Here is a 16,341-nt window from a genome sequence, read left to right on the forward strand (position 1 = left end):
TCTTTACTTTTTATCCGTGCTTTCAAAAATTTTATTTGCTGACTGGGTTACAAATCCATTGAATAATGCTCCATCCTTTTCATACCTGTAAGCAAATTCATAGTAACATCCGGGAACCGTATAAATTTTTTCCTTAAACCTCACATCTATACTATCTGCCATAATACTACTCTGTTCAAGCCACACATTAGGTCCACCTTTGATAATCCCCCCGCTGAAATTCATTTTGAAATCATTTTGCACTAAATATTCATTTAATTCATTCAGGCCATCAAATCCATCCAAATGATTTACTAAAATGGTAAAATGATTAGCGCAAAAACCATAGATATACATCCAGGCTGCATATTCACTTTCCTCTCTCAATTTTTCATAAACACTGTAAGTTGGGGTTTCCCACAACCGTCCCTGAAATATAAGCTGAGGGTTGCCATACATAGTAATAGGAATTTCTTCAATAAGCTTTTTCACCAAATCCTGTAGACCTGAAGAAAATTCTGATATAATCAATTCACTAATAAAAACTTTGGGCGCCTCTGGGTCTGAATGTTCCATATGAATAGCATTAAGCTTTTTCTCCTCGAAATAATAATCGCCTTCAATAGTATATCCTAAATTTTCAAAATGACTCGCTAACACTCTTTTATCCACTCGAGGATCATTAAATGTCCTGAATGCAATATGGTCGTTTGGAATAACGCTATTTTTTGATAACAAATCGTGAATCTTCAAAGCTGAAGGACACAATGTGATGTATTTCTTCCACAATTTCAGGAAGGTTTCATTATAATTGTTTTTCATATCACTAAGTGTATTTTATTAATTTATTACTATTACTTCGGGCTGTAGGCTCCGTAATTCTCCTTTATATAATTCAACCACCATTTAATACCAGGATCGCAGTGTGTTCCATGTCCACCGGGATTGTGATTTATAGGGATATTTTGTAACCAGGTTGAAGCAAAAATATAGCCGTATCCATTGTCCAAATGTTCCTTTGTCAGCCTCAACTGTTGAGCTTTTTTTCCCTCTGTATAAATACCCACATTGATATAATGATACGTTCCGTTTTCCTTGCTATACGGTCCCCAGTAATCAGTCATCGTCCCTTCGGTTTCTATATAGGGAATGATTTTGGTTTTGTTTGAAAAGTGTAAAGCCATATCTGCACTTCGCGGAGCAAACCCCCAATTGTTATACCCAATGACATAAGAGGGGTCAACAGTTTTTCCGGCAGTGATCATCTGACTGATATTAAACCCGGCCGACCGATTGGCCATACCTTCGTTGTCCGGATCGATAAATACATTTTGAAATTCATTTTCAGACAAAAACCGGACTGTATTAGCTATTGCATTATTTGCTTCTTCCTGTCCCCAACTCTCCCATTTAGCTCGAGAGCCGTTATTATCGCTCCAATACAAACAGCCCACTAATACCACCATTTGCCTCTTATCACATTCTTCAATGATCCTTTTGAGGCGATTCGCATAGGTCTTATTCAAAGATGCATCTTCATTATATCCTTTTATATCCCCAAAACGGGATCCCATAAGAAATACGCTTATGGTATTTATCCCGTATGACATATAAGCATCCAGGTGATCGATAAGGTCATCCGTGGTTTCTTCAGAATACAGAGAATTTGAACATCGAAGACCAATGACCTGAAATTCCTCCCCGTTTAGAAGGGTACGGTTCCCTTCCACTGAAAACACATTTTCCCCGGAAAATCCCGGCACACTGTAAATTGCCAAAACAAGCAGGGTAATAAATATTTTTTTCATTATCCATTTATTTAATTGTTACAATTTGATTTTTATTCAGAATTACTCTTTTATCAAAATTTCCACAAACGACTTTGTAGGTATTATTTGACGTTTTATTTCCCTTTGCATATGAAAAATCTAACAATTCCGTTGTCCAGACACCTTTGGAATTGATCCTACCTTCATCTACCACTGTACCCTCTGAATTCTCAACGACTACCCTTTTATTAACTAATCCCTCGGCCCGTACTTCTAATGTCCAGTACACTTCATAACTGTGGTCCTGGTTTGTACGGTCAATCCCAAACTCCATCCCCTCAAAACGGTTAGAATAAAACTTAACATCACGAGCATAGCTTGTTTTGCCGTACTTCCACCCCATTCTGAAAGGTTGCAGATCTTCAGATGCAGTGGGAGACCGCATTATGGTATTGTTATATACCTCCGTATTCACAGTACCCCCATAGCGGGATGCAATCCAGGCTGCGGGAACATTGGTAAGGATCCGGTTATTGTAAAATTTTCCACCATAGCCTTCCAGACCTCCACAAATGTAAAAGGCCGAAGCTTCGGCTTTGGCATTCGGTTCTTTATGATCTACAAAGATCTCATTCCCAAAAATATAATTTTGCCCTCCACTTGCACTGTAGAAAAATGCCCAGACCATGGGTGTGTATTTTTCATATTCAGGAAATGCACGACCTGTAACGTATATTTTATTGTTATAAACTTTGTTATTTGCGGCACCTCCTTTGGAATCAGGTTCTGCATTGTAATCGGCAATCCTTATTGCTGCCACACTGTACTCTTCAGCACCATACTCACAAGTAGGAGGTGAAGATTCCACTTTTATGAAATTGTTGAATATTTCGATGCCTTTGTGCCGGTAGATCTCAATGCCCGATCCTGTTTTGGGCTCTATCCGGTTTTCAAAAATTTCAGAGCTATCTCCGATAGCCATAATACTATAGTGATTGGTAACCATTTGCTCATTTGCAAAATAATTGTTGTGAATACTGGAATTGTTCCCCTTGAATACCAAACATCCCTGTCCCCCATTAAATTCCGAAAACGAGACTTCAGAAGGTGCCTCTCCCCGGATGTCCACTGCATAAAACTGTGAACCATGGCGGTTGATGACAAAAGGATTATCCACTTCAAAAGTACACCCGGTAATCAAGGCCTGCGGCACATCAACCGCTATTGAATTGATCCCCTGGTTAATGACTTTTACATTATCCAATATAATTTTGGTTTCATTAGCTGTAGATTGCACACCCCATGACTGTACCCCCTTTGTTCCCGATCTGATGACCCCATTTTTAATGGTCACAGTACCTCTTCCCTCAGCAATGGGGATACCATCCAACGGGCGCCCACTGGAAATATCAGCAGTATAGTCGAAAAAAGCACTGTGCCTGATATCGTATAAATGATCAAAATGCCCATACGGATCCGTATTCTCCACAATTCCAATTCCGACATCCATTGCGGGACGGATATCCACTTCATCGATCAAGCAATCAGTTTCGGCCTTCACTCTAACCCGGTACTTACCAGCCGGAAGTCCCTGTAAATGTGCAATAATAAATCCACCCCCCAGTCGGGGAGATCGATTTTCCACAGGACAACTTACCTTTTTACCATCCTGATACTCCGTAGTAACTTCCACCTGTTCTCCGTGCTCATCTTCCACATATAGACTAATCTTCATCTCATTCGACAAATCGGAATTCAAATCCCGGGAATGGCGGCCTGTAATTCCACACATAGCATAATACGAACGGTTCGCTTCCGGAAGATTTACATAACCTGACACTACCTCATCACCTTTTTCCAGGCTCAGCAGCTTATCCCCAATAAAAATATGTACGTCCCTGGTGTTTTTCACCTTGGCCCCGGGAGCCTCACTCAGATCCCAGTGTATCTCTCCATCTTCAAATCCGGAATTGGGAATATGATCATAGTATCCGGTTGCAAAAGTCAAAGCGTACCCATTGAGATCTAGTGTAACATCTTTTCCTAAAAAAATTCCACTTTTCTGACTTACAATATTATCCGTAAGAACATAGGTCGCTCCTTGTTCTCCATAAAATCCCGGCTTATCAATTGCAATTTCACCGGGTTGGACGTGTCGATGAGGAACAGTTTTGTACTGTGCACTTGCAGTATACAAGCCTCCAAATATTAATAAACCCAATACCACCCAGCTCCTATTTCGTAGGCCTAACAAATCCACCAATTCTAACATTTTATCGGCTTTAAAAGCATTATATTTTATCATAATAACTTGTATTATTACTTTTTATTAAATAAGAATATTCCCGGTAGCATAAAAAGGAAAGGAAGAACCCAGATAGCCACATATGAAAAATGTTCAAACCAATGATCTATAACATAGGTGTGATTACCTTCCTTGCCATATAAATCAACCACAATATCAGTGGTATATGGATCGTCATATTCGGGCTTATAAAGTTCATGCATGCTCGCATAAGAAGCCCTTGTAATCTCGGGGTCCGATTCGATAGCCTCAATATCGTAGGGCACAAAAATACCGTAGTCAGGATCCAAAATAATGGATTCATTTTCTGAAACCTGTGCTGTAACAACAACATGCCCGGCAATGTCCCAAAGCTCAGCTTCAATTCCATGTTCATTCAACACACCCTTGACTACGGTAGAATGCGTAGAACACACCCCCAGACCTCGTTCAAGATTCTTCCTATAATTGGTGAATTCATATTTCAGATATCGATCTGGCTTAATATATGAAGCTGCAAATAGCATATAATTCTCCCATATCGGAACTCTTAAATGATATTTATCAATAGCTGGATCCCTCCAATAATGAATCATCCCTTTGCTAACTATTTTATTCAATCGAATGGCAAATTCTCGATTGGATTCATCCGGTTTTTTTAATAACATTTCATTTATTTCAGGATACTCTATAGTTATGTCGTTGAGTCTACCTGTGCGATTCTCTTCATACAATTCAGGATTTCTCATAGTTTTAAATAATCCCGCTATATTGATTAATAATAGAACAGCACCAATTCCAAATAGTATTTTCAAAAATGTCTTCATTTTTTTTATTATATTATTTCAATGGAGTAGTCAAGTATTTTTCGATATCCGTCCAATGCTTCATCATTATTTTCCTCTTCAATTTTAATTGATCTATTAAATCCGGTCCCAGTAAAAATGTATCCTCATAAACAGATTTCACTGCATGGCAAATAAGATCCATCCCCTCATTTTCCAAAAGCTCAATAAGATTCTGAGTATTATCAAACTCCTGTCGCATTATCTCATTAAATTTTAATAAATCTTCATCACCGGACCATGTAGATTCTTTACCCGGACCATGAGGTCCTTTCTCTATTTCTATTCTATTTTGGTCCCTTATTTTCTGGGCTTCTGCAAAGTGGACTGCCGTTCTGGCCAAACTACTTTGGATACGAATGGATCTACTCCAGTCTTTCACAAAGTCTAAAGATTTACTTTTCTCAAAAAGAGCAATTAAGTCATTCGCTACACTATCTAGTTTCAAGGCGTATATCAATCCTTGATTATAGGGCAAACTCCATCTTCCTCCATGGATATCTGCATAGTCCAATCGAGCTTCGTCCTGTGACGTATTGAATACTTCAGGCAAAAAATATCTTTCTTCTTCCGAATTTAATAGAAGGGGGTTAAACACCAAAGGACGCAAAATATGACGAGTAGAAATGGTCCAATAAATATTACTCAGTCCTTTTACCGAATCACTCCTGTATTCTTCGGCTTTGTTAATTTCTTTACAAATTTGATAAAATTCCTCACCAAGTTTTTTGACACCGCGGTCTTTCAAAAACTCCTTAAATAATTCTTCTGTTTTCAGCGCTTCTTTCCGGCGCAAGGCAGTTGTTACCATATCAAGTAAAAACTGTCGTCCCTCTTTATTTTCATATCCCCGGTCGTAGGACGCTCGAAAGCTGATAAATATAGTTTGGGGGTTATCCTGAATCGTCGATACTACATCTTCTATTGTACTTATAGGATCTATAAATCCTCGTATCGGATACTTGCTTACGATCCCGCTTTTGAGTCCACTGACTTTATCAGAATTATGGCTCTGAAAAAAACAATTTGAAGGAAGGTTTTCATAAATTTCAGCTTTCTCTTCATCGGAAAACATCGACCCGGTCAAATATATTTCAATATCCTTACCTACATCATTAGCTCCTTCTTTAAAGGTATTCATTAGCTTTTGCACCCTACTTCCCATTTTAACATCTTTACAATGCAGAGGTCCATTTGGCCCCGTATATTGCCAATCTGACCAGCAGATTCCCGACCCTGCATCATTAGTCTTAAAAAAGAATGCCTCGATTTCCGGAACCTCCTTTAAAAGAATACTAACCATTCTACGGTACATATCGCGTGTGGCTTTAACAGAAATACAAGGTGCGAATGCAGGCTCATTACTTCTCCTGGGGTGATCCACTCTGGGGCCCAACATTTGTGGGTATTGATCGAAAAATTCATAAGGCAAAAAATTAGGCTCATAAGACCAGAATGCCGCCTTTAAGCCATATTCCCTAAGTATTTCTGCTTTGGCTTTTATAAGAATCTTATTTTTCTCGACAAAAGACTGAGGAATAAAAGGTTTTATTTTTTCATCTGGGAAAAACTTGAATGGTGTTGGGTTATAACTAGCATATTCATACCAATGGTTTCTTCCATCCGGTATTTCGTGGAAAGATTTATCTGCTAGAGTACTTATATTTACTAACACTCTACCAAATGATTTTAAGACAGAAACTTGTTCTGCCAATTCTCTAAACTCATTTATATCATTTATTGGTGCATGGATAATATAGGTCTTTTCGTCTTCTATTTCTGTTATGATTTCAGACAAATTTTTATCTAGGCTAACACATCTGCCATCCAATCCATTTACCCTACAAATGAACAACAATAAAAATAACACACTAACAGTATTGCAATATTTCATTTTGTTTTGGTTTTGACACACAACCTCTGTTCAAAAATTCACTCTTTGATTTTTGACACTAGTTAAACATCTTCTCTTATTTTATTTCTTGTTTATCCCTTTTCCGGTCCGAAACTCGCCCAAATATTTTCTGGACTATCTCTTAATTTCTCACCGACATACATCCTAATAAAACTTCTTTTTTTCTCAAATCCATTATTAAGTGCCCAATTCACAGCCTGAGGATGCTTTTCAGGGATATCAACAATTATTTTTCTATCTCCTACGGCATTCATTGCCGTATCCAAAAGAATTTCACCTTTACTGCTCAATGCTACACAGGGTCCTATTTGTACGCCATTTCGGCCATCTCGTATAACCACATATCCTTCCATTTTACCATTTGATGAAAAATTACCACAATATTTTGCTGACCTATCCTCGCAAAGTATTTGAAATAAATTTTCACGATTAGTCGCTGTAATTTTTTCATCAATAACAGTACATTCTCTTATTTCTTTCAAATCTGACAATTCATACAATCTTTTACTTAAAGCTTTTTTTGGCACTATTGGCTCACGTACAAACCTCGTCAAATTATACTCCTCTCTAAAACCAAATTTCTTATATAAATTCACGCCCATCTCGGTCGCATCCAGCCTCACCGTTTTGACACCTATCGATTTCAACTTCCCCATTATCCTCTCAAACATTTTACGTCCTATTCCCTGTCGGCGATAATCTTTGTGAACAAGAACCATTGATATCCATACCACATTCTCAAATCGCGTAAATACAGCAGAAGCTACTTTACGCCCCTTTATCTCTCCCAGGAAACATCCTTCCGGGTCCAACCTTAACATTCTCCTCCAATCATTTTCATTTTGATTCCATCCTGCTTGCTTTACCAATTCTCCGCAAAATCCCAAATCGGATTCATCTATATTTCTTAATTGTATTCCATTATTATATGTTTGATCAGTGTTTATCAAGTATTATACCTATTTCAAATTATTCCCATAAAACAAATACGTTTCTTGAGGCGTAACAACTCCTGAATTTCCCAATTCATCTTCAAGGTACAATGAAAGGTTATACTCTCCGAAATAAGGCACACTAATCTTCTGAGTAATGACTCCATCATTAGGAACAATATCATCACCCACGCCATCATCATTCAATTCATATTCTGTAATTGAACCAGTATCTTCTTCCCCTTTTACTAAAAGTTTGGCTACCTCTATACTTGCACCATCAGATATAGATATCTGCAAAACATTATCACCATTCAATGTAATATCATTTACCACAGGAGCTGTAAAATCTTCACCCTCTACAGGCACGCGTATCCTGCTTTTTTTTATGAAATGGTCCGGATAATTGGGCATCCAATATTCGATAGCCAAATCAATGAATTCTCCGTCAAGGATATTTGAAGATACCGTTGGGATAGTGTACTTAAATGATCCACCAACATGATCAAACGGGACCCAATTATCAGATTTTCTTGAATATTTCGATTCCAGATTCAAAAATTCTGAATTAGACTTTATTTGCGTCAATCTATGCAATCCATTATCTTCAACTAAAATAGCAAACGACTCTCCTGGATTAAGCACGCCGTCGCCATTTCCAGTTCCCAAAACAGCGGTAATCGTGTCACTACCTCTAGACAAGTATGTATATTCACCACCGTCTGCAATTATATAATTTTTTTCAAGGGTTTTGCGTTCCGGGATACGCAACTCAAAAGTATCCTCCCAGCGTTTTCCCTTTTCGTTGGAAAAAACAGCTATATATTTTTCAACTTCCAACGTATGATTTGTTTCCAGTCGCTGTATTTCCACTTCAATTTCTACTAACTTTCCTCCTCTTAGTTTGGAAACGCTGACTTCTCCAAGCTTCACTTTATCTCTAAAAGAAAAAATTTCCATTTTAGCATCTTTAAAATCCTCTGTGCCCTTGTTCAATATCTTAACAAAGAACCTTTCTCTCCTTTCTTCCTGCTGTGAATTTGATTTCCTTTCCACAGAATGAATTATTGGTAAGGCTCTTGCACTATCAGGATGAAAAATGGCTACTTCATTCAAACTGCCGTTCAAATTTATTTCCAATCTTCCATCGTCATCAGACTTTATAGTAAGTTCCTTATAATTTAGGTCTTTTAAATCGTAGATTGCAACTACATAATCAGTGTTTCTTTCGTATCTTGGGGAAGTACCAACCCTTACCATAAACCTCTCCATAGGTTTTCCATTCGGTAAAAACGGTCTAATACTACTTCGAAATCCATTGTGACATACATTCTCAAGGATTGTAAATCCCGGAATGTTCCTATCTGAGGTCACACGGTAATCCCAAACCTCAAAATGAGGATATACATCAATGTGATTCCAGCTACGAACTAAAGGCAAAGGACTTTCAAATGAACGATTGAAAAAATCAAACATATCATCAAATCCGGACAAAGCATGTCCTCCCGGGTAATCACTCACCTCATAATACTCTAATCTATTTTCAAATATTTCGTTCAAATCGCGATGGTAAGCACGGATAAAGTCCTCTATTCCATAATTTAATCGCAATCGAACTCCTTTGTAATTTTGATGTACATCTCCATGATAATACTCAACTGGAAAATTTTTGGGACCTATTACAAATTCCGGAGACCCGCAAAAGCTACCCGCCGCTGATACTAGGTGTGGATATTTCCCTGCTAACCAAAAAGACATAAAACCACCCATTGAATATCCCGTAATCCCTCTGTACTTCCGCTCTGGTTTAGTTCTATAGTTTTTATCCACAAAACCTACCAACTCTGGAAAGTATAATGCAAATTGTCTATGGGTTTCTACCGGACCCACATTATAAGGTCTCAAGTAATACGGATCTTCTGGATCAGCATTGTAACCATCGGGTTTAACTACAATCAACTGATACCTATCCACCACTTCTGAAATCAACTCTTCTTCAGAAGGATTTTTCGTATTATTTTCATCTCTTATCAAACTACCAAAATACCGCTGCGACCATCCGTGATAAAAATATACCACGGGGTAGTTATTTGGCCTTTCATAATACTCAGAAGGTAAAAAGATCCGGTAATGTCTGTATTCACCAAATACATCACTAAAATGCATTGAATCGACTATGTAAACGGGTTTTGCATTAGCTGTACATGCCGCTATTCCCAAAACCGATACAATTAATATATTCCGTAAGTAATTAATCAATGTAAAGTAATTATTGTAACCCAAATTAAATCTTACTATTTTTTGTAGCCATCGTACAAATATGGTATTCTTGAAGAATCAAATGTATTATCATATACAATTACCCTGTATTTTAGTGTTATTCCTTCTGACGGTAATACGACAGGCTCTCTACCCGGAAAAACCGGATTTTGCATACTTTTGCTATTACGTAGAATCCATTTATCGTGTTCACCAGGATTTTCCGGATGAACCATGACTACCACTCCAGCGTTTTCATTTTTCATTATAAAATCCATCCACGGTTTCGTCTGAACTGCCGTATTCTCTGGATTGACCTCGCCTTCCGAATTAAAAATCAAATTCTCAGGACTTTTCAAACGAACATTGAAACCTCCATATCCCTTTTCATTATCTGATCCACCTATAGCAATATCTGACACTAAAGGAATCAATATAAATTCAAAATCAATGGCTCTATATCCTTCAACTGATTTGTGTATACTCAATTCCATTTCTTCCCTTACTACGGCTTCTTTTGAAGAACTACTATCCAATTTTGACATCCAATCTACTGCAGAATGCAATACTATTTGATCTTCCATCTCATCAATTGAAGTACTTTCTACTTCCCACTCTGTATTCTCACATAACCAGGTATCCCCTATCTGTTCACCTTTGTATAATAACTGGTGCCAAGCCGTAAAAACTCCGTGATGATGGGGATGATCTTCTGGAACATCTTCTGTGAGCACGCTGCCATCAAGTCCGTATAGTGGATGAATATAATGCGGTCGGTCATAGGGCTTGTGTTCATCATTGGCTTTGACAATATAGGTCAATATCGGTCGATTACCTTCATAAAATTCAAACCCTTCAAGACTACTAATCACTTTGAGATCTTGTCCGCTCGCAGCAGATAAAATAAATAATTTTACGCTTAAAAATAGTATGGCAAACCTTAACATTGTTTATTATTTATTTTGATTCATGTTAAAGATAAGCATTTGAATTTTGTTATCACCTGTAGGGTTTGGCCATCCATTGTACTTCTTCCGGATGCTCTTTAATAGGTTCTGGATTAGCGTCCCACCAAATACGCACCAACCGGTTGTCCTGCCCACCTATATTCTGCAAGGCAATCTGATATTGTTCTCCATTTATATTTTGTTCATTGGTCGGATAGGGAAACCTTCTCGGAATTTGCCCCATAAGATGATCATTGTCCGGCCCGACGAGAATTCTAGGGTAGCCCGTTCTTCGGTATTCGGACCAGGCTTCCTGTTCCTGGGGAAATAAAGCTATCATCTTTTGATTAATAATTTGTTCCAGTTTTTCTTCACTTGTACCGGATAGTTCTACTACAGGAGATTCTGCCAAAAAAGCATCAATTTCTTCCTGGGTGATTTTTTTACCGGCTATCCTTTGCGCTATTTCATTTGAAGTAGCTTCAGGATCGAATAACTGGATGACATCAGCCAATTGTGGTTCGCTCCGCTGGTAAAATTCCAGCGTATGTTCCATCGCTAATTCCAAGCCTTTTTCGTAATATCCCTGTGCATCTTCAGGAGATCCCTTTATGCCAAACAACGCCGCTTCCGACAAAGCAAAATAGGTTTCCGAAGCTTTAAAAAGAGCTCGTTCAATATTCGGGACCCACAAAAGGTCGGACCAACGGGATACCGATTCATCAGCATAAGGGTAACCGTATTCGGGCGGGGACATTCCCAGTAATGGCAGGCCCCTATAACCGAAATAGTCGTACTGGGGATAATCTGGGTCACCCGGCCATTCAGCCTTTGCAGTATCTGCAAACACTTTGGTTCGCGGGTCATCGTTATTAGCCAGGATGTCAAGGAAGGTCTTTGCCATTGCATTTTTTACCACGATAAAGCCCCGGGAAACCAAATCCACATACTCGGGATTCGTATGCTCCGGATAATCTGTTATAGTATATACAACTGCATCGTCTTCTCTTTCAGTAATTACATCGTCAAGTGAAAGATCGCTCATGTTCTCACTAGCCATACCCTCATCAACGTATCTCAATCTCAAAGCGAGACGCAATCGGAGTGAATTAGCAAATTTTCTCCATTTCACGACATCTCCTTCATACATGATATCAGCTTCATCAAAAGACTCCTTGTCCGGATCCAATTGATTGGCCGCTTCCCTTAATTCTTTAAAAAGGTCTTCATAGATTGACTTTTGATCATCGTACTTGGGTTTAAAAACGGCATCCTCGATTGGCAAATTGGATTCGAAATATGGAATATCTCCATATACATCTGTACATCTAGAAAAAGCCCATGCTTTTAAAATACGTGCTATTGCAATTTTGTTAGTTCGCGATTGCTCTCCATCTTCCAAATCCCTCCTTTCACAAATATCAATAATATCGGCCAAATTACGCCCATAATTGTCATAGGTATCATTCCACAATCCAGAACTTTCACCCTCTTGAAAAGGCCTATTTGCTCCAGAAACTGACATTCCCGAATAATTGCCAATGGTCCCGAACCCACTTTCTCCGTCCCTGATTATGGCATACGTCATTACTCTTGTTAACATCAAATTCACGTCAACTTTATCCTCGAGCAATAAATCTCTTGGAGTATTGATCTCTTCGAAATCTTTCGTACAGGATGTAGAAAAAAATAAAGCTGACAAAACAATTGGTATAATTCTTATATAGATTTTCATTATATTAATTTTCTTGTTAGAAGGAAAGGTTTACATTCAAAGTAAAGGTCCTGGTAGTGGGCATTGCCAAGGTTTCCAATCCTGCGGCGGCGGCAGAATTATTGGGCGCAGATTCAGGGGAAATCCCCATATCGTCCATATGCTCTTCCAAATACATTAAATTTCTTCCTACTAAACTTAGATTCAATTTTTGAAAAGGAGTTCGTTCGAGAAATTTTGGACTAAAGCTATACCTCAACATTACTTCTCTCAAACTTATATAACTCGCATCCAATACAAATTCTTCTCCAATTTGTGACCAGGCTCTATTAGCCCAATAGGTTTGACCAGGTACTGCTTTTGTATTTTTTTCATACCCCACTACATTCCCTTCACTATCTGTCACTTCCATTACACCATCAAGAACTCCAACATAGGGTAGTTGATTCCCGTTTTCATCTACATCTTTGGGTCGTCTTCCTTCCTCAGTAAACTTACCTGTTCCCTTAGCAGTCATTCTTTCCCGGGTATGCGAAGATATTTCTCCTCCCTGGACAAAATCCAACAAAACGCTCATTGAAAAGCGCTTGTATCTAAAAGTATTCATTAATCCCCCGATCCAATCCGGCGTAATATTCCCCAAAACACTGACTTCTTCCTCGCGCACATAACCTCCAGATTCATTGACTATCCGCTCTCCTGAGGGTGCCCTTTTGTAAGCATATCCTACAATATTCCCGTATGGCTGTCCCTCTCTTGCCTCTATATTATTCATAGAAGTGCTTATTAAGGTATAAACATCAATATCAGGTGCTAATTCAACTATAGTAGAATTGTTTTTTGCATAATTGGCTGTAATACTCCATCCAAACGCATTCGTTGCCGGATCAAAAATGTCGTAATTCAACATGACTTCCAATCCCTTATTTTGGATTTCACCTGCATTAACGATCGCCTGACTGTAACCACTGGCATTGGATACAGGTACGTTCAAAATCTGATTATAGGTTCTTCCATTATAGTAGGTAATATCAAGCCCCAACCGGTTTTGCATGAATCTCAGGTCCGTTCCAATTTCCCAGGATTCAGTAAGCTCATTCTTAAGGTTTACGGGTGGAATTGTTCCACTTTTAGAAGCAAAATTAAGTCCATCAAACCCCGTATTATACAAAGAATATCCAACATGTGTCAAATAAGGATCTGAATCATTTCCAACCTGCGCCCAGGAAGCCCTCACTTTGCCGAATGTTACAAAACTGCTTGCAGACAGTAATTCTGAAAATATAAAACTGGTACTCACAGATGGATAGAAATAGGAATTGTTATCAGCCCCCAATGTAGAAGACCAATCATTCCGTCCTGTAATATCCAGATACAGCATATCCCGATAACTCAATTGACTATTGAAAAATACAGATTGCATTTCTCTTTCCCACAAATTTCCATCTGCTCTTACATCATTGGCATTACTTATATGAAAAATATCTTCTGCCTTAAAATCACGCGCATCCCAAAACATTTGATCATAGCGCTGTGACAAATAACTACCTCCCAAAGTCAAATAACCTGCTAAAGGACCTGAAAAGTCTTTTTCAGCCGTAAGTAATAAATCACCATTAACATCTTTCCTGTGCCGATTAGTCTGTGTCATTCGGCCGGGTTGATTGCTGCTACCGCGGGCACCGACTGGCCACCTTTCCTCTCTAAGTTCCGTAAAAATATCAGTACTAATCCTACCCATTAAATTCAACCAACTGGTAAATTCAATATTAGCAGAAACATATCCCAAAAGACGGTCTTTTTTATCTTCATTTTTCAATTCATTGACAATATACCATGGATTGTAATTCATGCCTGGGAACCGAGCATAACTTCCCGTTTCTTCATAATATCTTTTTATAAAGTCCAACGGTGTAAACCTCGATAAAATAGCTAAATTATAAATTGGATTCTGTTCAGAATATCCAAGAGTGGGTCGTTGATTTCCACCTGAACGGATATAATTTGCACTGGCATCAATGCTAATTTTTTCACTGACCTGGCTATTAGCTTTTATAGCTACGTTTGACCTTGTAATTTCATGGTTGGGAATAACACCCTTTGCATTGGTATTACCTAAGGACAAACGAAAAGAAGAATTTTCATTGCTCCCTGTAATAGCCACGTTCTGAGTATTGGTAATTCCTGTCTTATAAAAGAGATCGCGCACATTGTCTTCCGGTTGGGAAACATAAGGCATTGTCCGTGGAGGACCATCGTCATCAGGCATTCGATATACATCAATAATAGATATGCTACCATCCAGGGGACCACCCCAACTATCGAGATTTCCCCATTCTGGATAAAAATAGTTCTCACCATTGACCTCATTCTTTCCATAGTTGGCAACACCTGTCCCATCATAACCAGAACCGTATTTATTTTGGTATGTCGGGATCAGGTTTAAAAAGTCAAGTCCCAGACTCGAATTAATTTCTACGCCAAGACCTTTAGATCCTTTTCCGGATTTTGTGGTAATTAAAATCACTCCATTAGCTCCTCTTGAACCATACAGTGCAGAGGAATTGGGTCCTTTCAAAACAGAAATTGATTCAATATCCTGCGGATTAATACCACCTATGCCATCGCCATAATCCCTAGATTCAAATACCCCACTGCTGTGTCCATCATTCACTATAGGGACCCCATCGACTACATACAAGGGTTGGTTGTTTCCACTTAGGGAACTGTTGCCTCTAATCACCACTGATGATGAACTCCCAACGCCACCTGCCAATTTAGAAATTTGAACACCTGCTACTTTGCCCGCGAGATAATCGGCAACATTTACTTCGCGGGCGGCTTCAAGATCTCTGGATCCCAGTTCCTGTGCTGCATATCCCAATGCTTTTTTTTCTCTTTCAATACCGAGTCCTGTAACAACTACCTGTGATAATTGCTGTATATTTTCACTCATTACCACTTCAACATAATCATTTCCATCTAGTGGAACTTCTTTGGTATTGTAACCTATATATGAAAAAACTAAAGTAGCATTTTCCTCAACACTCTCTAAAGAAAATCCTCCATTGTAATTTGTTGCCGTTCCATGGTCAGTACCCTTTACTAGAACATTAACACCTATAAGGGGTTCACCACTATCATCCGTCACCACACCTGTAATTGTTGAAACCTTCCGCACAGTACTGAAAACCTCTCGTCTTCCTATTGTTGGCAATCTTTCGGGTAATACATTTACGGGCTTTTCTTTTAATATAATGAAGTTGCCGTTTACTAAATAACCAATAGAACGTGGAGCAAATATAGCATCCAAAACACGCTTTAGTTCAAGATTTCTCCCCCTGTACGTAATACTTCCTTCAAGCTTCAAACGACTTTCACTGTATACAAATTTCACATCTGTTTGTTCCTCTAAAAGCTCCAATGCCCGGATAATATTGACAGACTCCCATTCAATGGTTACCTTTTCATCCAATATCTGGGCATCCGTTTCATTTGCTAAAGTGAAACCGGTAAATAATATCATCAATAATAACTGTCCTGCCGAAAATTTCATCACTTTATAAATAAGCGGCACCCTAGAAAAATAATTTTTCATCTCCATTTGTTTTCTATTATTTATTTAAAACATCATCCAGGAATGTTGGCCCACTCCCAAAACTCTGTACTCCTATTACAATTTCATTTTACCCAAATC

General features: G+C 38.5%; 10 protein-coding genes. All 10 read right to left on the reverse strand.

Annotated elements, in window-relative coordinates; translation table 11 throughout:
* Positions 1–3: 3 nt before the first annotated feature.
* The 10 genes from LVD47_RS05560 to LVD47_RS05605 all read right to left on the reverse strand — a co-directional run bounded on the left by LVD47_RS05560 (position 4) and on the right by LVD47_RS05605 (position 16,242).
* Positions 4–801 carry a DUF1338 domain-containing protein gene (locus LVD47_RS05560; protein WP_236974566.1) on the reverse strand — a complete coding sequence of 266 codons (798 nt, stop codon included), beginning with the start codon at positions 799–801 and terminating at the stop codon, positions 4–6.
* Between the two features lie 32 nt (positions 802–833).
* On the reverse strand, positions 834–1,787 hold the full coding sequence (locus LVD47_RS05565) for a hypothetical protein (protein WP_236974567.1): 954 nt from the start codon (positions 1,785–1,787) through the stop codon (positions 834–836).
* A gap of 7 nt (positions 1,788–1,794) precedes the next feature.
* Positions 1,795–4,053, reverse strand: coding sequence for a right-handed parallel beta-helix repeat-containing protein (locus LVD47_RS05570; RefSeq protein WP_236974568.1), 2,259 nt, complete (start codon positions 4,051–4,053; stop codon positions 1,795–1,797).
* 14 nt (positions 4,054–4,067) lie between these two features.
* Positions 4,068–4,859 (reverse strand): hypothetical protein, encoded by a 792-nt coding sequence (locus LVD47_RS05575; RefSeq protein ID WP_236974569.1) that lies wholly within the window; start codon positions 4,857–4,859, stop codon positions 4,068–4,070.
* Between the two features lie 13 nt (positions 4,860–4,872).
* Positions 4,873–6,771 (reverse strand): hypothetical protein, encoded by a 1,899-nt coding sequence (locus LVD47_RS05580; RefSeq protein WP_236974570.1) that lies wholly within the window; start codon positions 6,769–6,771, stop codon positions 4,873–4,875.
* Positions 6,772–6,863: 92 nt separating this feature from the next.
* Complete coding sequence (locus tag LVD47_RS05585; RefSeq protein ID WP_236974571.1) at positions 6,864–7,742, reverse strand: GNAT family N-acetyltransferase; 879 nt, start codon at positions 7,740–7,742, stop codon at positions 6,864–6,866.
* A 9-nt stretch (positions 7,743–7,751) separates the two neighbouring features.
* Positions 7,752–9,983, reverse strand: a complete 2,232-nt coding sequence (locus LVD47_RS05590) for an alpha/beta hydrolase (protein ID WP_236974572.1) — start codon at positions 9,981–9,983, stop codon at positions 7,752–7,754.
* A gap of 35 nt (positions 9,984–10,018) precedes the next feature.
* Positions 10,019–10,930 (reverse strand): DUF6807 family protein, encoded by a 912-nt coding sequence (locus LVD47_RS05595; protein WP_236974573.1) that lies wholly within the window; start codon positions 10,928–10,930, stop codon positions 10,019–10,021.
* Positions 10,931–10,982: 52 nt separating this feature from the next.
* The gene (locus tag LVD47_RS05600; RefSeq protein ID WP_236974574.1) at positions 10,983–12,665 is read right to left on the reverse strand and encodes a SusD/RagB family nutrient-binding outer membrane lipoprotein; all 1,683 of its coding nucleotides are present in this window, start codon (positions 12,663–12,665) and stop codon (positions 10,983–10,985) included.
* A 16-nt stretch (positions 12,666–12,681) separates the two neighbouring features.
* Positions 12,682–16,242, reverse strand: coding sequence for a SusC/RagA family TonB-linked outer membrane protein (locus LVD47_RS05605; protein WP_236974575.1), 3,561 nt, complete (start codon positions 16,240–16,242; stop codon positions 12,682–12,684).
* Positions 16,243–16,341: the final 99 nt, after the last annotated feature.

This window comes from Membranihabitans maritimus (assembly GCF_021729145.1).
In the GTDB taxonomy this organism is placed as follows: Bacteria; Bacteroidota; Bacteroidia; order Chitinophagales; family Saprospiraceae; genus Membranihabitans; species Membranihabitans maritimus.